The organism is Rhodohalobacter sp. SW132, assembly GCF_003390325.1.
GTDB lineage: Bacteria > Bacteroidota > Rhodothermia > Balneolales > Balneolaceae > SW132.
On sequence record NZ_QUOK01000001.1, the window covers coordinates 469,846 to 492,696 of the forward strand.

Consider the following 22,851-nt stretch of genomic DNA (forward strand, 5'->3'; position numbering starts at 1 on the left):
ACTTTCAGTTTCGGTACATGTTTTACGAACCTTTGATAAAACATCGCCTGAAAATTCATATTTTACCTTATTGTAACTTTCGATCAACCGCATATATGCTACGCACAGCCGCCACCGCATTTTTCTCATTATTTATTTTGTTTGGTACTGCATCAATCCTCCACGGGCAGGAGGCTGCAGAACAGGCACCGCAAAATCTACTCCCCGAAATTGATCCCCAGGATATTGAGATTCGCAGCCAGTTTCAGGCTCGGTTTCCCGGTTTAAGACGACAGCCTATTTTAGGTTTCAACCCAAGTCCGCGTGTCTTTCAAATCGACCCGAATCGCACCCCCTTTATTGAATCTGAAGAAGCTGTGGCTGCCTCGTTGCCCGTTGGCGAACTTGACCGGCCGGATGCCCCCGGCTACACTCCGCTCTCGTATGCTAACCCTCAGAGGGGATTTGCCCGTCTTGGAATCGGATCATACATCACACCCGAAGCTGATATTTACATGATCCAGGGACTTGGGAGCGGAAACTGGGTTTCCGGGAATATGAATCATCGCTCATCAAATGGACATTTGGATGATTTTAGCAGCTCATTTCGGGAGTTCGATACGTCGGTCCGCTCACAATTCCGGCCCACAGAACGTACCCAGATTCGATTGAATACCGGTGTGTTTTCTAATTTCAACTATCTTCCGCCTGACGAAGCGGACCTCGATCCATTTTCCCCGACTTCTGCACGATCCAGTTATTCCGGATTCAGATTGGGGGGGAACATGAATTATAACAGAACTGCAATTAGCGGATTCAGTTCGGTATTTAATTTTTATACCCATCAATTTGATATAAACAGCGGTGAGAGCGCCGTAACCGGAGGTGAGGCCGGCGAATGGGGCGGAAATATTGGATTAAACTACGCTTGGGCGGGTTCAAGAGTTGAGGAAGTTTACTCGATATCTGCCAAACACAATATGGGCGGTATCGAAATGATCGGAAGAGACCAGGATAATTGGAGTATCACACAAGCAGGAGTAACCTATGAACGGCTTCTGAACTATCAAACCGATATTGAGGCCTCTTTAGGAGGAGCTTATGTTTCGGATGCATTTGATGAATCAACCTTCTACATCACCCCTAAAATTGATATACGTCATACGCTGTTAGACGGGATTGACGTAAGAGGACGATTTTCAGGCCAGCCGGAGCATCGTTCATTAAAAACGTACAGGCAAATGAACCGGTTTATCGGGCTGACCGATCCGGTTTCACATCAGTACAACACGGATGTACGCGGTGAAGTAATCATGGAACCGCTAAACGGAACCATGTTTACCGGTGGCGTGCAATTTAAGCACATTCGCAATTATGCATATTTTACCAGAACCGAAGATTTGGTTACCTTTCCCGAAGAAACTGCAGAAGCCCGTTTTTCATACCAGCCAAACTTTGAAAATGCATCCTTCCTGAAGGTTTACGGTTCATTTTCACAACAGCTTGCTGCTGAAAAGTTCTGGGTTGGTGCCGATGCGTACTGGCAGCGTCCGCGGCTCTCAGGAAACAATCAGATTCCATTCGTTGAGGCTCTGGGATTGAAAGGAACTGCATCTTTCCGCCCGATTCGTGATCTTGTGGTTGAAGGATGGGCCGATTTTAAAGGCAGCCGTCACAATCCGAACGGATATGATCTCAGCTCTTTCTTGCTGATTGGAACCCGTTTCGAACTCGCACTCACAAGCAACGCGGGGATCTATGCCAAACTTCTGAATATCAATGACGTTAACTACGAGATTTGGCAGGGTTATGAAGAGCGTGGATTCCAGGCATACGTGGGAATTACATATCTATTTTAAACAAAGTTAATGGAACCACTTTTTATAAAAAAACTTAAGGATGTCATTCGTGAACAAGTGGCAATCGATAACAGTGTGCAGATTGATGGGATTGGTAAGTTTTATAAAGTCCATCACAATCAGACCCAGAAAAAAGCTGAAGATGGAAGTGTTGTGATTATGCCGCCAAAAGATTCCATTGAATTTAAATCTCAAATAAATCTGCCGCATGACGATTAACAGAGAAAAGCTGATAAGTCTGCTGGTCGAAAAAACCAAGATGGAAAAAGCTGACGTTGAAGCTCAGCTTGATGAGCTTACTCAGCGGATTATGGATGCGGCTAATCGTGGCAAAGCATTGGAAATTAAAGGGCTTGGCCTGTTCTATTTTGATGAGGATGGAGAACTCGCATTTAAAGCTTCGGACCAGTTAAATACAGAGATTAATTTTCAATATGCCGGAATGGAACCGGTGGAAATTAAGCCCTCAAAAAAACAGAACCTTCCTCCTGCTGATGAACCGGCAGATGATGAAAATGTTGAAGATAAAAAACCGGATATTGAACCCGACCCGGAGTCGGACGATGACGTATTCGGAATTGGCAAAACTTTAAAAGCGTCTGAGACAGAATCTAACGATTCCAGTGAAGGCGGTCCCCCCTCTGACCCATTTGGAAAGCTTTTCCAGAATCCGTCCGATGAAATTAAACCGAAACCTGAAGAAAAACTTACCAAAACGGGAACAACGTCCGATAAAAAGACTACAGGAACAAATCAGCCGAAATCGAAACCTGTGCGTAAAAAGCGCGACCCTATGGTAACCATTATCGTAGTGATAATGGCTGTTGTGCTTTTAGGTATCGGCTATATTGCAATTAATGAGTATCTTGTTGCACCGGAACCCGAATCGACAGTTGCAGAAACAGAACAGCCGGTTGAACTGGAGGAGCCTCCCGTATCAGCAGAACAGGATCTTACCGAACCCGAGGAACCTGAAACCCCCGATGAAGTAGAAACCGATGAATCAACTACGAATCTGCCTGATCAAGCGGATGAAACGCAAGATGCGACCGATCAGGATCGATACGGACTTTACGGTGAGTATCAGGAATTTACAGGCTCTGAATTTACCATTGTAGTACATTCCATTCGTAACAGAAACACCGCAGAACAGACGGCCGGTGAACTCGCACAAGATGGATATCGATCGAACGTTACTGAACGTACCATTGACGGACAGGTAGTTTACAGAGTTGGAATTGGTCAGTTTGAATCGATCCAGGATGCTTTAAATGAGGCAGAAACCCTGCCTGAACCCTATAGAAACCAAAACTTTATTCAACGCATACAGTAAATATCATCTACATGAAAATTAATTTAGGATTTCTCTTCCAGGACACCGACGCAGACACCCTGGCTCAAATGCTCGAAGACGACACATCAATGTCTTTTTTTGAAATATTAGCTCAGGGTGGTGTCCTGATGATTCCCCTGTTTCTTCTCTCCATTTTGGCCATTTATGTAATTGCTGAACGCTGGAGAACACTTGAAAACTCGAAGATGGATATTGCAGCCATGCTCAATAACATTGAGTCACTGCTTAAATCCGGCAGTCAGCAGCGTGCTATTCAATATTGTGAGGAGTTTGATAAACCACTGGCACGAATTCTGAAGTCTGGAATCCGCCGCCTGGGTCGCCCCATTCGCGATATCGAGGAGTCAATCCGGAATGCGGGGAAAAAAGAGATCTATATGCTTGAAAAAAGGATGAATTGGCTGGCAACTATTGCAGGTGTTGCACCGTTAATAGGGTTCACGGGAACGGTTACTGGTATGATTCGCGCATTTATGGATATCCAGTCGCTTCAGGGCAACGTTAATCCGAGTGTCTTGGCCGGTGGTATCTGGGAAGCATTGATCACAACAGCTGCCGGGCTTATTGTGGGAATCATTGCCTATGGATTTTACAATTTCCTTCTGGGCAAGATCAACCGAATGATTTTTGAATTAGAGAACGCATCGGCCGATTTCATCGACCTGCTGCAAACACCATCCCGCAAAAGAAAAGAGGATTAATAGATGAATTTCCGTAAAGACAGCAAAACGATGGAGCCACTGACGGATTTTTCGCAGTCAGGGCTGACCGACATCATTTTGTTGCTGCTGATCTTCTTTCTGCTGACTTCTTCGTTTGTATCGAATTTTGGCATCCGGGTAAATATCCCCCAGGCCGAAGCCGGAACAACCACAGAAGCTTTGCAAATTTCGGTAGCAATCACCAATGAAGGTAATTTCTTTGTAGATGGCGAACAGGTAGCTCGCGGAAATTTATCAAATGCTATACGACAGGCAGATCAGGCTCGCCCGAACAGTACCCTGGTGGTTCGAGCCGATCGCGATGCACGAGTGGAAGATGCCGTCCAAGCGATGAATATCGGCAGGGCACTTAATTTAAATATTGTAATGGCAACGGAGCAGCAACACAACTAAATGCTCAACTGGTTTAAAAATATCAATAAAGAAGATCGCTTTGGATTAAGCATTACGGGTGTTCTGCATCTGATTTTGCTGATTTTTGCGCTGCTGTACTATGTCAGTTTTGATGTAGATAACCGTCCAGCTTATATGGAGGTTACCCTCGGTGAGTTTCAGAGCGGTACCGTGGCTGAATATGCCGAGCAGCAGGTAGAAGATGTGGCAACACGGCCAAATCCTGCTGAAGAGCAGCCCGAAGATCCTGATCCTGAAATCACACAGCCTGCAGAAGAACCTCAGCAGCCTGAAGAAGAGGCTACGAAACCTGTAGACCTTACCGAACAGATTGAAGAGATTATTGATGATGAGGTAATTGAAACCCCCGAGACTGAGGTCATCGATCCACAGGCGACTGAAACAACAGAAGAAATTGAAGAGATCGACATCCCACCGCAAACGCAGGAAGATGAACAAGTTCAGGAAGGGGTTGCCGAAAGCGGTGATGAACGAGGTGCACAAGGTGATGTAAATGTCGATCAGGGTACGGGTGCGAATCCAGATAGATCCGCTCCATATGATCTTCAGTGGGAAGGTGATTTAGACCGCTCCCCGATGGTTCAGCCACTGCCTTCCAATCCAACAAATGAAGAAGCTACAATTACAGTACGATTCGAAGTAAATCCTGATGGTTCTTTGGGTCGTGTATTTCCGCTTAGAAAGATGAACCCCGAACTGGAAAGGGAAGTCATGCGAACTCTTCGCAGCTGGCGATTCTCCCGCCTCCCCTCAGGCGTGCCGCAAGAACCACAGTGGGGAACCATCACATTTAGGTTCGTTCTGGACTGATTCTACCCATCACATCGATTTACTTTAAAAAATCGCTCCACCCGGGGCGATTTTTTTTGCCTGAAAGTGCCGGTTACTGGTTTATTTAAACCGGTCATTTCTTCATTTCCATACTATTCCACCGAGTAATCCACTTACTGAGAGCTTTGAGGCAATACTGACCCGTCTGCACGCTGTTTTTGCACACGCAGACGGCAGGCGTGTATTTCCTCATGAGATGCTCTTGGCACAAAACCTTACTTACCTAATAGAAAAAATAGATTTTCCCAATATTGTGGCACGAGTAGATTTATAAAGCTATACTTGAAAAAAAGCTTTATGGCGTCAATTAAATTGTCATGTGTTGGATCATAGAAAACGGAATACATTTTGCCATTACGGCGTCATAGTGCGGGTTATTGTGGCTCATTTGCTCGCGGGGGCTCGTGCAATTGCACAAGATGTAAGCTTCCGATACCTCACCATGGATGACGGCCTCTCCCAAAATGCCGTGTACTCCATCCTGAAGGATAGCCAAGGCTTTATGTGGTTTGGGATCAGTGTTCAGTTTGTCAGAGAGCAGTGTGTCAGAGGGATGTCTGCCAAAACTTACAATCCAGAAGAGGAAAGGGGTGCAGGGGACCGGCTTGGGCTGAGTTTAACCATTGAAATTATTTAAGCCCACAGGGCCAATTCACTATAGAAACCAAAGAACAATATAAGACACCAAATATCCCATTGAATTGCCAATTTAACCAGACAACTATATTGTCACCTGCCAGGTGTTTGGGGATCCTGATGATACTCCTGCCATTGATTTTATTGGCGGCCTGCACCAAAACGTCCGGAGATCGGGACGCCTCGCTCCCACCACCGCTTTACCCTCAACCTCAAACGGTTGAACTAAAAGCAGGTGTTTCCATCACTGCCACACCAAAAATCATCCACCCCGACAGCGTAGCTAAACCCCAATCTTTTATAGTTGACCAAGCAGCATTAACCAGAATAAATGCCCATCCCAACCGGCGACAGATACCCAACGAGCTAACCACCATACCCATCGATCAAAACCAACTCAACACCATACCTTTGAGGAAAGGCAACCCCGATTTCGTCTTGCGTAATTCCATTGGTGACACGATACCCACCGGTGTTCCTATTCTCGCTAAGGGTAAAGTGGTAAAGGCTATTCGTTCTAAACCCACAAAAGCCTTGCCACCCGTTACCAAAGATGCCGCCATTGCCCACCTTCAATATTTAAATATGGAGCAAGGGTTGGCTTCATCATTCGTCAGGGCTGTTTTAGAAGACAGAAGCGGAAATATCTGGCTGGGGACCCGGAGAGGTGTGAGTGTATACAATGGAGAGAGCTTTACTCATTATAGTGAAAACGAAGGATTATCCAATAATTTCATCAGGGCCATCGCAGAGGATCAAAGCGGAAATATCTGGCTGGGAACCGAAGGTGGTGGGGTGAGCGTATTTGATGGAGAAAACTTTACCCATTACACTGAAAGAGAAGGCTTTTCCAATAATTTAGTCAGAGCCATCCTGGTGGACAAAATTGGAAATATTTGGTTGGGTACTCGGGGCGGCGGGGTGAGCGTCTTTAATGGAGAAAGCTTTACCCATTACACCGAAAACGAAGGATTATCCTATAATGATGTCATGTCCATCGCTGAGGATAAAAACGGAAATATCTGGTTGGGGACTTTTTATGGTGGGGTGAATGTATTTGATGGAGAAAGCTTTACCCATTACAGCGAAAACGAAGGATTATCCAATAGTAACGTCGTGTCCATCGCAGAAGATCGAAGAGGAAATATCTGGCTGGGAACTGATGGCGGTGGGGTAAGCGTATTTAATGGAGAGAGCTTTACTCATTATAGTGAAAACGAAGGTGTATCCAATAGATTCGTCTGGTCCATTCTGGAAGATAAAAACGGAAATATATGGTTGGGGACTCGGGGTGCCGGGGTGAGCGTATTTACTGGAGAAAACTTTACCCATTATACCGAAAACGAAGGATTATCCAATAATACCGTATTCTCTATCACAGAGGATCATAGTGGAAATATCTGGGTAGGGACCGAAGGCGGAGGTGTGAGCGTATTTACTGGAGAAAACTTTACCCATTACAGCGAAAACGAAGGATTATCCAACAATATCGTTAGGGCCATTTTAGAGGATCAAAGCGGAAATATCTGGCTGGGAACCGAAGGTGGTGGGGTGAGCGTATTTGATGGAGAAAACTTTACCCATTACACCGAAAATGACGGATTATCCAATAATGACGTCATATCTATTTTGGAGGATCAAAGCGGAAATATCTGGCTGGGAACTGAAGGCGGAGGTGTGAGCCTGTTTAATGGAGAAAACTTTACCCATTACAGCGAAAACGAAGGTGTATCCAATAGTTACATCAGGGCCAGTCTGGAAGATAAAAGCGGAAATATCTGGCTGGGCTCTCGGGGAAGGGTGACCGTATTTGATGGAAAAAGTTTTATCCATTACATCGATAAAGAAGGTGGATCCAATAGTGTTGTTTGGTCCATTCTGGAGGATCAAAGTGGAAATATCTGGCTGGGGACTGAGGGCGGCGGGGTTAGTGTATTTGATGGAGAAAACTTTATCTATTACACAGAAAATGACGGATTATCCAATAATTTTGTAAGAACCATAGCAGAGGATAAAAGCGGAAACATCTGGTTGGGGACCTGGGGTGGAGGGATAAGCGTCTTTAATGGAGAAAACTTTACCCATTACACCGAAAAAGAAGGCTTATCCAATAATACCGTATTCTCCATCATAGAGGATAAAAGTGCCCCTTTAGATGAAGTCATCGTTTATATCGGAACGGAAAACGGGCTGTCAAAAATTTCATTAAAAGAAGATGAAACTTCCGGGGATAAGGAATTTGCGTTTAGTATTCAAAACTTTGGCAAACAAGATGGATTGAAGGGCTTGAGATTTACAAAAGGTGCCACTATAGACAGTAAAAACCGCGCCTGGTGGGGCACCGGTAATGGGTTAGTAATGCTGGATTTGAATACACTTACATTTTCTGATAAAATACCTCAACCCCGGTTATCCCAATTAGAAATTAACGAGCAGTTTATAGACTATCGCAATATTCCAGATAGCCCCGATAGCGATCTGAATCAGATCACATTTAGTGGAGTGCAAAAATTTGAGAACTATCCCCTCAGTTTACAATTGCCCTACGATAAAAACCACCTCACCTTTTATTTTGCAGCCATCGATTGGGCAGCACCGCATAAAATCCGGTACAGTTACAGGATGGAAGGCTTACATACAAATTGGAGCCAACCCACCGCCGACCCGGTGGCCGATTACCGTAACCTGCCCTTTGGCTCCTACACCTTTCAAATCCGGGCCATAGGTGAGAGTGGAGTATGGAGTGAGCCGTTTAATTACTCATTTGCCATTCTCCCCCCCTGGTGGCACACATGGTGGGCGTATGGATTGTATGGTTTTCTGTTTCTTTCCGCCATCTATTCCCTGCGGCGTTACGAGCTGACCCGGTTTAATTTGAAAAATGAGCTGCAGCTTGAAAGAGTAGAAATTGATTCTCTAAGGAAGCTTGATCATCTTAAATCACATTTCTTTGCAAATATCTCTCATGAATTCAGAACGCCGCTGACGCTGATTATCGGGCAGATTGAAACCCTGCTTAATTCTGAAGATGACCGGAATAGAAAAAAGAAATTGATTTCCGTGAACAATAACGCCGAACAGCTACTTGCATTGATTAATCAGCTTCTGGACCTGTCGAAGCTGGAAGCTGGCAAAATGGAGTTTTCTCCTGAAAAGCAGAACATCGTTTCGTTTTTAAAAAACCATTTGTTTTCGTTTGAATCCCTAGCAGAGACAAAGAATATCAGCCTGAATTTTACGTCGGCCCGAGCCACAATACCGGTAGGTTTCGAAGCCGACAAAATGGAAAAAGTATTTTTTAATCTGTTTATGAATGCCTTCAAGTTCACGGAAGCCGGCGGACGAATCGATGTGTCTGTTGAAACTCCGCAGCCTGATGTTGTTGAAATACGGGTAAAGGATTCCGGGATCGGCATATCCAAGGATCGTCTGCCCTACATTTTTGATCGGTTTTACCAGGCTGACCCATCCAGCACACGAAAATATGAAGGAACCGGTATTGGGCTGGCACTGGCGAATGAGCTGATAACACTTCATAGTGGAACGATTGATGTGGAGAGCGAAGAAGGTGTTGGTACTGAATTTATCATCCGGCTTCCATTTCAGGAAGATCACGTTTCAGACTCTTATGATGCCGTTATGAATGAGCATGTAAACGGAGAAAACGTTTCGCCTGCCTCTGCCCTTCCCGATTTTGAAGCTCTCCTTTCAGATCATGATGAACTGGTTCTGATTGTGGAGGACAATGATGATGTGCGATCTTTTATCAGGGAACAGCTCGAAAACGATTATAAAATCCTGGAAGCCGCTAACGGCCTGGAGGGAATTGCCGTATCGCAGGGCACCATCCCGGATTTAATTATCACCGACTTGATGATGCCGGAAATGGACGGATATGCGTTCAGTGAGAAAATCCGCAGCGATGAAAAAACCAGCCATATCCCCATCATTATGCTGACTGCCAAGGCCGGGCTCGATCCCAAAATTGAGGGGCTGGAAGCGGGAATTGACGCCTGGCTGACCAAACCGTTTCATGTAAAAGAGCTGCAAATAAGGGTGAAAGCTCTCATTCAGCAGAGAAAGAATTTAAAGCAACAATTTAGTACGGCCACGTACTTTAAACCTTCGGTGATTGCGAAGACCCCTGTCGATCAGAGTTTTCTTGGAAAGGCCATAGAAATGATAGATTCTCATCTCTGCGAAGAATCTTTTCTGGTAGAAGATTTTGCAGCATCACTGAATATGAGCATCTCCCAGCTCAACAGAAAACTGAACGCCCTGGTTGATCAGCCGGCCGGAAACTTCATCCGGTCCGTGCGTCTGCAGCGCTCGGCAGAACTACTGAACCAAACCGATAAAACCATCGCCGAGATCTGCTACGACGTCGGATTCAACGATCAGGCGTACTTCTCTCGCGCCTTCAAAAAACAGTTTGGTAAGAGTCCGTCGGCATTTCGGAAGTTGTCTATTTGAGTAATTCCCCTCTGCCTGTGCATTTCTGGTCCCGACCCATCGGGAAGAGGGGACCGAATTGAGAAAGCATGCGAAGCGGGACTTTCGAGATTCAGGGGTGTGTTCCTCGAGACCTCGATTTGAGTTCGAAGCAGAACTCATTCTCCTGCCCCATTCAACACACCCCTCGGTTTGAAAATCTGCGATTTCGCAGTTTTCAAATCCTTTTCCCCTCTCAAGAGGGGATTAGTCAACTCAAGCTCTGCAATGTGCCAATCAAATTTGGCTCTCATTTCCCAAGAATCAATGAGGGTATTGAAAAACGTTGTTCAAGTTAGTTCTATGAACAGGGAGATTTCTCGACTCCACACCGGCACCGAAGGCATCCCGTTGGGAAAAAACCCCGGCGTTTCGCTCGAAATGACAGGGCTTTGGGTGTATTGGAGGGCGGCGTATTACACTCCCACTCTTGCAAAACGCCCTTTGACGCCGCCATCTTCGTTTTATTCGCGGCGCAGCAACAAACCTGGTTCGAAATCTGAGTTTTGCGCGCCGCGCTTCCTAACCGAATGCCCATTATCATCCTGACCGAAGGTGTGTATTTCACCTGAGCGGAAGGATCTCCTTGTTATCGGCAGGAGCTCTGAAAAGCATTGGTCTTCTCCGTTTACCATTTTTTGACCCAATAATCCAAATAAATGCGTGGTTTCTACAAGAGTTTGACTCTTCGCTGTCATAGTTTTTGAAAGGAATCATTCAACTATCAACCGGTACATCAATGAAAAGCTGACTGATATTCAAGGAAAAATCAGTTGTGCATAGGTAATCATTGTCACGTTTACAAAACTCAAACCCGGGGAAAACACACATTATGAAAACTAAGCCGACCAACCTCTTTTTAGCCTCTCTATTAATAGTTTCATTTTTAATGACATCATGCACTCAAACGCAAAATCAAACCCAAACAAGTAATCCAAATGTGGAGGTTGTTCAGGGAATATATGATGCGTTTGCAGCCGGGGATGGTGGGGCCGTACTGGCAACTTTTTCACCCGATATCGTTTGGAATGAAGCCGAAAGCAATTCCCTCGCGGATGGCAATCCTTATGAAGGCCCGCAGGCTGTTGCTGAAGGTGTATTTGGACGAATCGGCCAGGAATGGGAAATATTTACTCTCACCGATCAAACCCTGTACGGGGTTGGTGAAGATATGGTAATGGCTACAGGAAAATACCAGGGAACGCATGCTGTAACCGGAAAGTCGATCAATGCACAACACGTCCACATCTGGTGGTTTGAAAATGGACTGGTGACACAATTTCAACAATACGTGGATACCAAACAGCTTGCTGATGCGGAGTCGGAATAAATCAAGACAGAGAGAGCCCCGGAATGAAGTTTTTGAGAACAGCTTTGTCTCGGGGCTTTAATAAAGGTTCTAATGGAAAGTTTTGGGTTGTGTGTTGAACTGTCTAATTGTGAACTGTTGAATCGATTCTCCAACGACAAACAGATCCACAGCTCATCAGTTCAACGTGAGCCACCTGCGCTATAGCTACGGATGACAGGCGAAGCGAGCACTCGACAAATCAACTCGCGGCAAAAGCCCCAAAATCGCCCAAAAAGTCCAAACATTTGCGCGGATAATCCAAAAGTTTGACATCACCTTCAATTACATTCAAAGGAGCAGAAAAAACTTAACCATCAACAACAAATCTACACAACTATGAAAACAGCAGGCATTATTGGCGGTTCAGGATATATCGGCAGCTACGTCACGAAACGATTTCTCGAAGAGAACTACAGCGTGAAGGTGACTGCAAGAGATATCTCTAAAAAGAAAAAATACGAGCATTTAAAGCAGCTTCAGAGTGCAGAAAACCTGGCCGTTGTTCAGGCCGACGTAACGGACATCGATTCCCTGAGGGCGTTTATGGATGGATGTGATATTGTAGTTCACACCGGAACGCCGTTTCAGCTGGACGTAAAAGATCCAATCAAAGAGCTCTTTGAGCCCACCATCAAAGGCACCGAGAATTTCCTGGCGCTCATCCAGGAATCCGGCACGGTAAAGCAAGTGGTGGTTGTGGCGTCCGTTGCCGCATTTAATACAGGGTATCCGTTGCCGGTTGAAGGGCTCCCGGCCGATCATCTTTACACCGAAAGTGATGAACCACACCTGAATGAAGAGGGGCATCCATATTGTCAGGCGAAATATTACGCTGACCAGGTTGTCCGGAAATTTGTAGTCGACCACCCGCAATCCGATATCGACATTGTAAGCGTGTACCCAACAGGAGTGATGGGTCCGGCTCTTTCACAGCGGGATGATTCCACATCCATGGGCCTGCAGTATCTGTTTAAAAACAAAATTGCCCCCAACCCATTTATGCAGATGCTTTATGACAGCGACATGGAATTTGCCATCGTGGATGTCCGCGATGTAGCCGAGGGAATTTTCAGAGCAGCCACCAAGGGGGGACTGCACGGCAGGCAATACTACCTGAGCAACGAGAGCTGGAAGGTGTCGGATATTTCAAGAATGCTGAACAGCGCGCCGGTTCAGGAGAAATGCAGATTTGTGTACAGCGGCAAACGTGCAGAGCAGGAGTTGGGCATTACGTATAAAACGGCGGCGGCATCTTTTAATGATTATGCGGCGGGTATTTAAATCACTGTCAACCGGCCATTTTACCGAAAAGTGCAAACATTCGTGTGAAAAGTCCTAAGATAATACAGGTCTATTCTCTACACTTAAAAAGCTTAAAAGATGATTTCTTAAATATGTGTCGTATTAAAAAATTAATGCAATTGATACTGTTACAGTTTAAAAAAATAAATCATATTATGATATATCTTCCCTTGATTTTTATAAGATTTAAAACTATACACGCTGTGCTGCTGTATTTCATTCTTCAAATCAACAATCAGTAGATCCGTGGAGTCGATTTACAAACCGCATGTTGACTTTATAGTAGATTCATGAAACAAAACAATTCCCATAATATGCTGACGGACGACCAGAAACGTCTTGAAGAAGAAAACAGACGCCTCAGGGGGGCCGTGGATGAACTGGCAATCCTGAACGATCTTGCCCTGGCTATCGGGGGTAGTCTGGATAGCGAAAAAATTATGCGGTCTATCATTGGCAAATCAATACGGGCACTTGGAGCTGAACAGGGGGATATTACGCTCATTGACGAAAATCAGGCAAATCCAACACAGACGCTCGTCAGAAGCATGATTACCACGAGCGAGCATTCTCCCCTGCACCTGAATCAGAATCTTCTGGGCTGGATGCAAATCAACAAGAAACCGCTGCTAATAAACGAGCCGGAAAACGATTCCCGGTTTCGAAGCGTGGAGTGGGATAACACTATCCGCTGCCTGTTAAGTGCTCCCCTGATGGCGAGGTCAAAATTGATTGGAATTCTTACCGTTTACAATAAGCGTGCTGAAGGCGACGCGGGGTTTTCAGAATCTGACCAGCGACTGCTTTCTATCATTTCGGCCCAGTCGGCCCAGGTCGTTGAAAATGCACGGTTCTACGAGGAGGAACAGGCGTATCAGTTTATGCGGAAGGAGCTTGAATTGGCGTCATCTATTCAGAAAAAGATGCTTCCAACGGCCCCGCCTCAACTCGAAGGTTACTCTATCGCGGGAAAAAATGTAACTGCCCAGGAGGTTGGCGGCGATTATTTTGACTACATCCAAATGGATGAACACCGATGGGCGATTTGCCTGGGGGATATCAGTGGTAAGGGCCTGCCCGCATCACTGTTGATGACAAACCTGCAGGCCATACTCCGCGGACAGACCTTTCACCTGGTCAAACCGGGTGAAATTCTTAAAAATGCCAACAGACAGCTTTATCAAAGCACAAATACTGAAAAGTTTGCGACCCTTTTCCTCGCCATTTTGGATACTTCAAGCCATACGATTCATTACTCAAGCGCCGGCCACGACTATCCATTTTTGATGAAAAATAACGGCACACACCTGAGGCTTAAAACAGGAGGCCTGCCGCTCGGAATGATGGACGGAGTGGAGTATGAAGAAGAGACGATACACCTCGAGGAAGGAGACCTGCTGTTTATATTTTCAGACGGCGTGACAGACGTTTCTAATATGGAAGAGAAACCGCTGGGTGAGGAGTCTGTTTTTAAATTGCTTCAAAATTCACATAGGCTCAGTGAATCGCCTGACAGCCTCATCAAACATGTGGTAGATACGTGCCTGAACTACTGCGGAAAGGCACAGCTTTTTGATGATGTCACTGCTGTTGCATTAAAGAGAACTGTAACCGGATAGGAGGAATGCTATGCACTTACGAATGGTAGAAGCTGCCGTTAATAAAGATGGTGACCTGAGCCTGGAGCATCTTTATGCTGAAAAAATTATTCCGGCTCTTGAACATACGGCCGGGTGCATTTTTGCCGGACTGCTGCAGCGAGAGGACCAACCATCTCATTACATCTCTTTAACACTTTGGCGCAATGAAAACGATGCAGATAGCTATGTTCACTCCGGTGAATACCAAAAAAATTTACAGATAATAGAGCATACACTTGAGGAAAGTGATAAATGGAAAATTCAACTCTCCAAAGACAATATAGTCGAATACACCCCGGTAGAGATCGAACCGGAAGTAAAATCATTTACAGTCGCCAAACATCAGGATGTTCTGCCTCCCCATCTAGCGGCTAAGAGCAGCTACCTGAGAATTCTTTCTCTGAAAATTAAGTCAGGTCAGGAAGATGAGTTTAAAAAAATCTACAGTGATGAAATTTTGCCCCAATTGGAATCAGTCAATGGGTGTCAGTTTGCTTTTTTACTGGATAATTCCAGCCATAACGGGGAGATGATTTCCCTTACGATTTGGGATGATGCTGCTTCGTTAGATTACTACGAAAAAGAAGGGTTGTTTAATGCTTTTATGGGCCGGCTTAAGCACACGCTTGGCGACCTTTACAGGTGGAAAATGGCGCTCAAAAACCGCACGAAATCTGCTACAGCAGTAACCAGTCAGGATATTGGCGTGAGTAAATATACAATGATCACCGGCAAAAAATTTGAGTAATGGACTTGACTGACACAGCCATATCTCACTACACCATAACCGGAAAAATCGGTGCAGGTGGTATGGGCGTAGTTTACAAAGCGCGCGACACCAAACTCAACCGTGACGTTGCCCTAAAGTTTTTACCGGACACATCCACCGTTGATGCAGAATCCCAAAAACGATTTTTACAGGAAGCGCAATCCATCGCCCAAATCAACCATCCCAATATTTGCCAGATTTATGGTATAGAAGAGGATGACCACGGCGGCAGGTTTATCGTGATGGAGTATGTTGATGGCGTAAATCTTGACGAAGCCTTTATCAGTTCGTCCGGTCTCCAAACAAGGCAGCCGAAAGGAGGCTCAGAAAATACCGGCACGCAAAAAAAGCCTGAAACAAGATCTGAACTGATTCTGGATTTCGCGATTCAGATCGCTAGGGGTCTGGATGCGGCCCATCAGAAAGGAGTGATTCACCGCGATATCAAGCCGGCAAACATCATGATAACGGACACCGGTCAGGTAAAAATTCTGGATTTTGGATTGGCAAAACCTTCCGGAGTCGACGACATAACCCGGGTAGGTGCCACGCTGGGCACAATCTCCTATATGTCGCCTGAGCAGATTAAAGGCACCGGGGTTGATAAGCAATCAGATGTTTGGTCTTTTGGAGTTGTATTGTATCAGATGGTTACCGGGCGTCTGCCTTTTGGCGGAGATTACGAACACTCCATCATGTATTCGGTTATGAATACTGACCCGCCTCCCATACCAAATAGTGATCATCAGCTGTCCGAACAATTTATAAAGCTAATTGAACGATGCCTCTCAAAAGATGTGGAAGGCCGCTACCCATCAGCAACAGAACTGCTTGAAGAGCTGCTTGAGATTGCAGGTTATTCAACAGTGAATGTTAAGTTATCATCTAATGAACCGAAGAAGCCCAGTTCCGGAAAACCTGCTCTTCGAACAAGGAAAGTACTATTCGGATCAGGCGTTCTTGCAATTCTGTTTTTAACTGTATTTATGCTGTTCAATAGGTCTGACCTGTTGCAATCCGGTTCCGGTACACCCGGCACAGAGTTAATCCATGTGGCAGTTCTCCCTTTTTCCAACATTGGGGCTGATCCCGGACGCCAGGTATTTGCCGATGGTCTTGTGGAAACAATTACAAGCCAGCTCTCCCGTCTGGAACAGTTCCAGACCGATCTCTGGGTGGTGCCGCCCGGAGAGTTGCGAAGCCATAACATCACGAGCGCCGGAGAAGCCAACCGGATGTTTGGTGTGAACTATGCAATTGCCGGAAGTCTCCAGCCTATTAGTGATCGGCTTCGGCTGACAATTACGCTAATCGATTCAAAAAATCTTCGACAGATAAATTCGGCGGTTGTGGACGTTGATGCTTCCGAGGTTTTAGAACTGCATAACAAGTCTGTAGAAAACCTTTTGACTATGCTTAACCTCGAGCTGAACCAGGAAACCATCGGGGTGATAAACGAAGGTAAGACCACAGTCCCTGCTGCATTTGAACTCTATGTTCAGGGTCTCGGCTATCTTCAAAAATATGAGCAAAAATCAGAAAATATAGACAACGCCATCAATGCCTTCAATGAAGCTGTTGCGATAGATAACGATTTTGCACTTGCACACGCCGGTCTGGGACAAGCATACTGGAGTAAGTATGAAAATACCAGAGAGCGGACCTGGATTAACAGGGCTGTTGAGGTGAGTAAAATTGCCTATGACCTGAACAATAAACTCTTGCAGGTGAATATTACAAGGGGAATGATCAGTTCAGGAACAGGAAACTACGAAGAGGCAATACAATATTTTAATGACGCCCTGTCGACCGACCCCACCAGCGCCGATGCTCTTCTTGGGCTTGCCGAAGCTTATGAATATACAGGGAATTATGAGCAGGCCGAATCAACGTACAAGCGTGCCATTCGCCTGAAACCAGACTATTGGGCCGGATACAATTATTTGGGGGCTTTTTATTATCGAAACAGCAACTACGATAAAGCGAAGGAGCAGTTCAGGCGCGTGATAGAGGTCACACCCGATAATTACCGTGGCTATATGAACCTTGGCAGCATGCACTATTTTACTGAACAGCTTGAAGAAGCCCGGGCCATGTATGAAAAATCCCTTGATCTCGAAAAAACCTATAGCGCCGCTTCAAACCTTGGCACACTTTATTTTATAGAAGGGAAGTATCCGGAGTCGGCTGACATGTATACCACGGCTATTGAAATAAACGATGGTAATTATGTTTTGTGGGGGAACCTCGCAAGTGCCTACTATTGGTCTCCCGGTAAACGGAATCAATCGTTTTCCGTGTATGAACGTGCGCTTGAGTTGGCAAAAGAGCAGAATGAAATCAACCCCAACAATCCGGACATTATTATAAACATGGCCGGATACGAAGCCCGGCTCGGAAACAAGAAACAGGCAATAACACATGTGCAACAGGCACTTGAATATGCCCCTGAAAGTGCAACGATCATGTACCTGGCAGGCAGCGTTTATGAACAGCTGGGTGTTAGATCGAAAGCTCTGACATGGATCAAAAGCGCAATGGATGCCGGCTATTCGAGATCTGACATTGTAAATCAACCTGAACTTCAGGAGTTGATAAGAGATCCGCGTTTTCAGGAGATTTTAAAAACGGAGCCTCGCTGAAGAGGCAGAATGTATGTATACACATCAACTAAAACCAAGTCTAATGAGGAGAATGTTATGAAGATAAAATCGATAATTACAATTGCAGCAGCACTCGTGCTGTTTTTTATTTCCAACGTGCTATATGCACAGTCACCGCCTAATGATAATCGATCCGTTCTCCATGAAATGGTTGTGAAAATGGTTGACGAAGAGTGGCGGGTAGTTTACAAAAACGACGAGACGAAAAGCACTATTGTCGCGAAGAAAAATGACAGGGTCAGCTGGACTGCTGAAGGGTCCGATATCTCATTTCAGTTTGACGAGAGTCTCTTTGGTGGAAGTTCTTTTGAGATTGCGGACGGAGACTCACTAATGCGTCCGTTAGCACCCGGTGCCAAAGTCGGCGAGTATATCTATGCTGTTTTTGTTCGCGGTGCAGGAGTGTTTGCAAAAGGAGAATCGCCCCCGAGAATTATCATTGACAGGATGTAATTGCAGGCATGCTATTCGTTCTTTCAAAATGGCTATCTCATTTCATAATTATTAAGCCTCCGGCTCTGTCTGCACACTGTTAATCTTATTTTCCGGTAGGCAGTCCCGGAGCGATGGTTTTGGTTTCAAAGTTTATCAAACCAGCTGGTGAAAGACGCCAAATCGATATATACATATCCATTTTAGCTTTATGCTCCTCGAAGAGAGTATTACCAGCGTAAATAAATAAACAACGGATTTCGTGATATTCGGAGTAAAATGAAAAACCGGCTTTTATCAAAAATTCTGCCGTTTAGTCAAAGTGGCAAGGCGGAATCACAGCTTCTCGAACAGCGATACGTTGATTTGCATACGACGTATGAAAAAATCAGGCTTGAAGAGGAAAGGATTAAACAGTTTGCACCTTTAGTTGAAAAGATCGATAAACTTTTTGAACTCCCGAAAAGCTGGGACAATGCCAATCATATTGAGCAGTTTCTGGTTCCTATTTATACCCCACCCGAGCTGGATTTAGAAATCAAAGTGAAGCTTTTGCATGCGAAGAGAAGGCTTCGCGAAGATTCATGGAGGTTTTATGATTCTGAATTCGGTGAACTGGATGAAGAGCAGAAACAGAGTCTGCTCAGCAGATTATACAAAGATCTGCACTGGGCGTATGATGTTGAAGAACTTGGAAAAGATTATACAACGAAGACACGAATCAGAACCAGTATTCTATTTATCGTTTCAATCTTTATGTTTTTCATGATTGATCAGGTAACATTCATAGCTGATTTACTATCGATTACATCCGGTGACAGAGGTGATTTTATCGTGACTGCCATGGCAGCCGGCTGGATGGGTACTTCCTTCAGTATGCTAATCAGTTTAAAAAATCGTATCGAAATTAGCTCGATCTCTGACTTAAAAGTGATCCACCGTTTCGATTATCTATTATCGAGAGCACTAATTGGAATGGTAAGCGGCCTGCTTCTTTTTTACGCTTTTGAGTCAGGCATTCTGACCGGAATATTTTTCCCGGATTTTAGTACAGAGAATACCGACTTATTCAGCGGCGAAAGAAATGCTGCCCTTTTAATAGTCTGGTGCTTTGTCTCAGGATTTTCGGAAAAACTAGTGCCGGATCTTCTCAATAAAACGGAGCAAAACATCACTCAAAACAACATCAAATAGGTGTTCAAACTCAATTTGGGAGAACCCTCTGCAGATGCAACGATACTTCTACCGTCTTATCAGATACGAAGTTAAAGTTTAGTCTTGGCTCCGTAAAATATGATCCTTTATACTTTCCGGAGCCGGAATTGTTGGGTACCTTAGCAGAAACGCAGTCGGGGCGAGTCAGGAACTACCTTATAGCAGCTGCATACTTGTCTAAAATTCAGAATTTCCCTTCTCACAGTTCCTGGAAAATCCAGCAAAGTGGACCTTTTAGTAATTCCAGAGCTTTTTTGATGGCCCCGTGATCTTGAGTGTTTTGTGTAAATTACGCACGCTTTAGAGCATTCAATCCGGCATCTGTGTCAGACAGGCCCGGAAAACCAGAAAAGACAAATTGCTGACAGAGCATACGGCAGGCCAACTACCTTTTTTGCAACAGCTTGTAAAAAAGCACTTGCCAATTACGGCATCATTAGCCTTTCCGTCTCTTCTTCATCCAGTTCACGTTTTCTCATCAAAAATCACTATTATAGCCCCGCTTTACTTTCAGGAATTTTATTGAACCGAATCCAGCTATCTGCCTTATGAGTTTAGATTTTACGGATAAAGAATTTGAAAAGTATCTCCGGCATGCATCCGAAATTATCCAGGAGATCTACGCCGACAAACTCAACCGGTCAGTATTCGCGGGACAGACACCGGCTGATATTCAATCCGTTTTCAGTGAAGAACTGCCTGAACTGGAAGGAGACGTGGAGAGGATTCTTGAAAAAGTGAGGCGTGATGTTGTAGGTGCTGCAACGATGAATATCGGCCCGCGATATTACGGATATATTACCGGTGGTGGAAACCAGGTGGCCATCCTGGCTGATATGATAAGCACCGCACTCAATCAAAACAGTTTGAAGTGGCACTCCTCCCCTATCAGCACCGAATTGGAGAAACTGGTGCTTAAATGGGTATGCCAGTTTATTGGCTATCCTGACATTGCCGCCGGGGCAATACTGGATGGAGGATCTACTGCAAATTTCAACTGCCTTGCCGTAGCCAGAAAAAACATGGCGCCGGATCATATTTCTGAAGAGGGGTTATACGGCCAAAAACCGATGACCATCTATGTCTCTAAAGAGGGACACTCGAGCTTTGATAAAGCAGTTGACATGCTGGGGATCGGCAAAAAATACCTGCGTAAAATAGATACCGACAGCGAGTTCAGGATCGATCCGGTGAAACTTGAAAAACAGATAGTTGAGGACAAGAACCGTGGACTGCAGCCGATCTGTGTGATTGGAATTGCGGGCACTACCAACACCGGGGCTGTTGACGACCTAAAAACGCTTGCTGAGGTTGCTGAACGTCATCAGCTATGGTATCATGTTGACGCGGCCTACGGTGGCCCTGCAGCGGCGCTCAGCTCGGTTAAGGAGTTGTTCACCGGGCTGGAGCAGGCTGATTCCGTGGTTATCAATCCCCATAAATGGCTTTACGTTCCTTTTGAAGCTGCATGCATTCTGGTAAAAGATGCAGAACAATTAAGAAAAACGTTCAGCACCATCCCCGACTATCTCAAATCAGATGACAAGAGTGACGGTCGCACAGACCTGATGGAGTACCAGCTTCCGCTCACTAAAAGTTTCAAGTCGCTTAAGGTGTGGATGACATTGAAAGCATACGGAGCACAGCGCTTGCGAGAAACCATTCAGACGGATATCGACAATGCTCAATATCTGGTCAGGCTCATCAACAGCTCGGATCGTTTTGAACTCATGGCGCCGGTTCCTCTTTCTATTGCATGCTTTCGGTGCATCTCTGCTACAAAGTCAGAATCAGATACGGAGCAACTCAATAAAAAGCTGATAAAAGCAGTAGAGCAGGACGGACGTATCTTCCTTACGGGAACTCAGATTCATGGCAAAACAGCTCTCCGAACCTGTTTTATCAACCCCAGAACTACCCGAAATGATGTTGAGCGAATTCCCCGGGTGATTCTTGATCTGGCGGACACGCTTTAGCCCGGACTACAATCTCTCAGAGAGCATGCTGTATACTATTGAAGAATTTTATCCGTATTTTAGGAAGCTATCGAAGAAATATTTTGTTGTGTCGATATAATGCCGGTGATTTCTAGTCAGGTTAAGTAATGTTGATTTCTTCGCACAGTTTTTTTACAAAAAAAAGCATCACCTTCGGCTGACAGGTTTAGACCAATATTTCATATCTGACTTTACACAAGCTTGTTTGATCTAATAAAATTAATTGTCATCTAATAAGAGTCTCGGGTACAAACGTTATGTCGCTTAAAGAAGAATTTCAGTTCAAAGATCGGTTAATTAAAGGAATTGATCTGGATGGAGCTTTTAAAATATCGGTTGTGAAAACAACAGATGTTGTGAGAACTGCTCGCAAAAATCACAAGTTATCCCTTTTAAACACCGTGTTGCTTGGCAGGGCGCTGACAGCCTCCATGCTTCTGGCATCTGAGCTGAAGGGTGAAGAACGGATAAAGCTTCGCTTCGAGGGTAAAGGTCCATCTGGCATGATTATAGCCGAGGCTAATCGAGTGGGTGAAATCCGCGGATATGTCCAAAACCCGGCTGCAGAACTGATGTACAGCGAACCCGACACCCAGCTTGGCGACGGACTTGGTCTCGGTTTAATGACCGTATCGAAAATTCTGTATAACGAAGCCGAGCCAAAAACCAGCACCATTGAGCTCATTCAGGGTGATATTATTTCTGATGTGGCTCACTACATGGCGCAATCAGAACAGGTGCTTTCTGCGCTTCTGCTTGATGTATCCATCAACGATGACGGAAGCGTAAAAGAGTCCGGCGGAGTGTTGATTCAGCGATTGCCTGATGCAGAAGACTCCGTTATGTCTACACTGCAGGAGACGGTAGAAAAGCTGCCTCCCGTTGCCAAATTGCTTGAAGATGGTAAGTATATAGATGAGATTATGATGATGGCGGGCCGCCCCTATTCGGTAAAAGAGCTGGATCGCCAGCCCGTGGATTTTTTCTGCCGCTGCTCGCCCGAACGGTTCAAAGATGCGCTCTCTATGCTTAGCTATGAAGAGCTGAAAGATATGAAAGGTGAAAGCCAGGAAGTTGTGTGTCACTATTGCGGCAACCGCCTTACAATTTCTAAAGATGAGATACGTGATTTGGCAGAATCAGCAAAGGCAAAACTGAATTAACCGCTTGAAGATATATGGCCACTAATGGAGTCG

General features: G+C 45.2%; 17 protein-coding genes. All 17 read left to right on the forward strand.

Going from position 1 to position 22,851, the window contains the following annotated elements:
- Positions 1 to 95: 95 nt before the first annotated feature.
- The 17 genes from DYD21_RS02045 to hslO all read left to right on the forward strand — a co-directional run bounded on the left by DYD21_RS02045 (position 96) and on the right by hslO (position 22,818).
- A complete protein-coding gene (locus tag DYD21_RS02045) occupies positions 96 to 1,838 on the forward strand; it encodes a hypothetical protein (protein ID WP_116031502.1) in 1,743 nt (580 codons plus the stop codon).
- A gap of 9 nt (positions 1,839 to 1,847) precedes the next feature.
- Positions 1,848 to 2,057: a hypothetical protein gene (locus DYD21_RS02050; protein ID WP_116031504.1), complete on the forward strand. Its 210-nt coding sequence runs from the start codon at positions 1,848 to 1,850 to the stop codon at positions 2,055 to 2,057.
- Entirely contained in the window at positions 2,047 to 3,171 is a 1,125-nt protein-coding gene (locus DYD21_RS02055) for an SPOR domain-containing protein (protein ID WP_116031506.1), read from the forward strand. Before DYD21_RS02050 ends, DYD21_RS02055 begins: the two co-directional genes overlap by 11 nt.
- A gap of 11 nt (positions 3,172 to 3,182) precedes the next feature.
- Positions 3,183 to 3,893 (forward strand): MotA/TolQ/ExbB proton channel family protein, encoded by a 711-nt coding sequence (locus DYD21_RS02060; protein WP_116031507.1) that lies wholly within the window; start codon positions 3,183 to 3,185, stop codon positions 3,891 to 3,893.
- 3 nt (positions 3,894 to 3,896) lie between these two features.
- Positions 3,897 to 4,307 carry a biopolymer transporter ExbD gene (locus DYD21_RS02065; RefSeq protein WP_116031509.1) on the forward strand — a complete coding sequence of 137 codons (411 nt, stop codon included), beginning with the start codon at positions 3,897 to 3,899 and terminating at the stop codon, positions 4,305 to 4,307.
- Positions 4,308 to 5,138 (forward strand): energy transducer TonB, encoded by an 831-nt coding sequence (locus DYD21_RS02070; protein ID WP_116031511.1) that lies wholly within the window; start codon positions 4,308 to 4,310, stop codon positions 5,136 to 5,138.
- Positions 5,139 to 5,481: 343 nt separating this feature from the next.
- The gene (locus DYD21_RS02075) at positions 5,482 to 5,796 is read left to right on the forward strand and encodes a two-component regulator propeller domain-containing protein (protein ID WP_116031513.1); all 315 of its coding nucleotides are present in this window, start codon (positions 5,482 to 5,484) and stop codon (positions 5,794 to 5,796) included.
- Between the two features lie 119 nt (positions 5,797 to 5,915).
- Positions 5,916 to 10,268 carry a two-component regulator propeller domain-containing protein gene (locus DYD21_RS02080; protein ID WP_147303470.1) on the forward strand — a complete coding sequence of 1,451 codons (4,353 nt, stop codon included), beginning with the start codon at positions 5,916 to 5,918 and terminating at the stop codon, positions 10,266 to 10,268.
- Between the two features lie 850 nt (positions 10,269 to 11,118).
- Positions 11,119 to 11,616: a nuclear transport factor 2 family protein gene (locus DYD21_RS02090; RefSeq protein WP_199535446.1), complete on the forward strand. Its 498-nt coding sequence runs from the start codon at positions 11,119 to 11,121 to the stop codon at positions 11,614 to 11,616.
- 357 nt (positions 11,617 to 11,973) lie between these two features.
- Entirely contained in the window at positions 11,974 to 12,918 is a 945-nt protein-coding gene (locus DYD21_RS02095) for an NAD-dependent epimerase/dehydratase family protein (protein WP_116031521.1), read from the forward strand.
- Between the two features lie 311 nt (positions 12,919 to 13,229).
- The gene (locus tag DYD21_RS02100) at positions 13,230 to 14,558 is read left to right on the forward strand and encodes a PP2C family protein-serine/threonine phosphatase (protein WP_116031523.1); all 1,329 of its coding nucleotides are present in this window, start codon (positions 13,230 to 13,232) and stop codon (positions 14,556 to 14,558) included.
- A 10-nt stretch (positions 14,559 to 14,568) separates the two neighbouring features.
- On the forward strand, positions 14,569 to 15,327 hold the full coding sequence (locus tag DYD21_RS02105; RefSeq protein ID WP_116031525.1) for an antibiotic biosynthesis monooxygenase: 759 nt from the start codon (positions 14,569 to 14,571) through the stop codon (positions 15,325 to 15,327).
- A complete protein-coding gene (locus tag DYD21_RS02110) occupies positions 15,327 to 17,990 on the forward strand; it encodes a serine/threonine-protein kinase (RefSeq protein WP_116031527.1) in 2,664 nt (887 codons plus the stop codon). The genes DYD21_RS02105 and DYD21_RS02110 overlap by 1 nt, the downstream gene beginning before the upstream one ends.
- A gap of 57 nt (positions 17,991 to 18,047) precedes the next feature.
- Positions 18,048 to 18,464, forward strand: coding sequence for a hypothetical protein (locus DYD21_RS02115; protein ID WP_147303471.1), 417 nt, complete (start codon positions 18,048 to 18,050; stop codon positions 18,462 to 18,464).
- Between the two features lie 258 nt (positions 18,465 to 18,722).
- On the forward strand, positions 18,723 to 19,637 hold the full coding sequence (locus DYD21_RS02120; protein ID WP_116031530.1) for a hypothetical protein: 915 nt from the start codon (positions 18,723 to 18,725) through the stop codon (positions 19,635 to 19,637).
- Positions 19,638 to 20,206: 569 nt separating this feature from the next.
- Positions 20,207 to 21,634: an aminotransferase class I/II-fold pyridoxal phosphate-dependent enzyme gene (locus tag DYD21_RS02125; protein ID WP_116031532.1), complete on the forward strand. Its 1,428-nt coding sequence runs from the start codon at positions 20,207 to 20,209 to the stop codon at positions 21,632 to 21,634.
- 278 nt (positions 21,635 to 21,912) lie between these two features.
- Positions 21,913 to 22,818 (forward strand): Hsp33 family molecular chaperone HslO, encoded by a 906-nt coding sequence (hslO, locus tag DYD21_RS02130; protein WP_116031534.1) that lies wholly within the window; start codon positions 21,913 to 21,915, stop codon positions 22,816 to 22,818.
- Positions 22,819 to 22,851 lie beyond the last annotated feature (33 nt).

Excerpts from the sequence above, each read along its gene's own strand:
- DYD21_RS02045 (WP_116031502.1), top strand. The coding sequence starts at position 96 with ATGCTACGCACAGCCGCCACCGCATTTTTCTCATTATTTATTTTGTTT.
- DYD21_RS02050 (WP_116031504.1), top strand. The coding sequence starts at position 1,848 with ATGGAACCACTTTTTATAAAAAAACTTAAGGATGTCATTCGTGAACAA.
- DYD21_RS02055 (WP_116031506.1), top strand. The coding sequence starts at position 2,047 with ATGACGATTAACAGAGAAAAGCTGATAAGTCTGCTGGTCGAAAAAACC.
- DYD21_RS02060 (WP_116031507.1), top strand. The coding sequence starts at position 3,183 with ATGAAAATTAATTTAGGATTTCTCTTCCAGGACACCGACGCAGACACC.
- DYD21_RS02065 (WP_116031509.1), top strand. The coding sequence starts at position 3,897 with ATGAATTTCCGTAAAGACAGCAAAACGATGGAGCCACTGACGGATTTT.
- DYD21_RS02070 (WP_116031511.1), top strand. The coding sequence starts at position 4,308 with ATGCTCAACTGGTTTAAAAATATCAATAAAGAAGATCGCTTTGGATTA.
- DYD21_RS02080 (WP_147303470.1), top strand. The coding sequence starts at position 5,916 with ATGATACTCCTGCCATTGATTTTATTGGCGGCCTGCACCAAAACGTCC.
- DYD21_RS02090 (WP_199535446.1), top strand. The coding sequence starts at position 11,119 with ATGAAAACTAAGCCGACCAACCTCTTTTTAGCCTCTCTATTAATAGTT.
- DYD21_RS02095 (WP_116031521.1), top strand. The coding sequence starts at position 11,974 with ATGAAAACAGCAGGCATTATTGGCGGTTCAGGATATATCGGCAGCTAC.
- DYD21_RS02100 (WP_116031523.1), top strand. The coding sequence starts at position 13,230 with ATGAAACAAAACAATTCCCATAATATGCTGACGGACGACCAGAAACGT.
- DYD21_RS02105 (WP_116031525.1), top strand. The coding sequence starts at position 14,569 with ATGCACTTACGAATGGTAGAAGCTGCCGTTAATAAAGATGGTGACCTG.
- DYD21_RS02110 (WP_116031527.1), top strand. The coding sequence starts at position 15,327 with ATGGACTTGACTGACACAGCCATATCTCACTACACCATAACCGGAAAA.
- DYD21_RS02115 (WP_147303471.1), top strand. The coding sequence starts at position 18,048 with ATGAAGATAAAATCGATAATTACAATTGCAGCAGCACTCGTGCTGTTT.
- DYD21_RS02120 (WP_116031530.1), top strand. The coding sequence starts at position 18,723 with ATGAAAAACCGGCTTTTATCAAAAATTCTGCCGTTTAGTCAAAGTGGC.
- DYD21_RS02125 (WP_116031532.1), top strand. The coding sequence starts at position 20,207 with ATGAGTTTAGATTTTACGGATAAAGAATTTGAAAAGTATCTCCGGCAT.
- hslO (WP_116031534.1), top strand. The coding sequence starts at position 21,913 with ATGTCGCTTAAAGAAGAATTTCAGTTCAAAGATCGGTTAATTAAAGGA.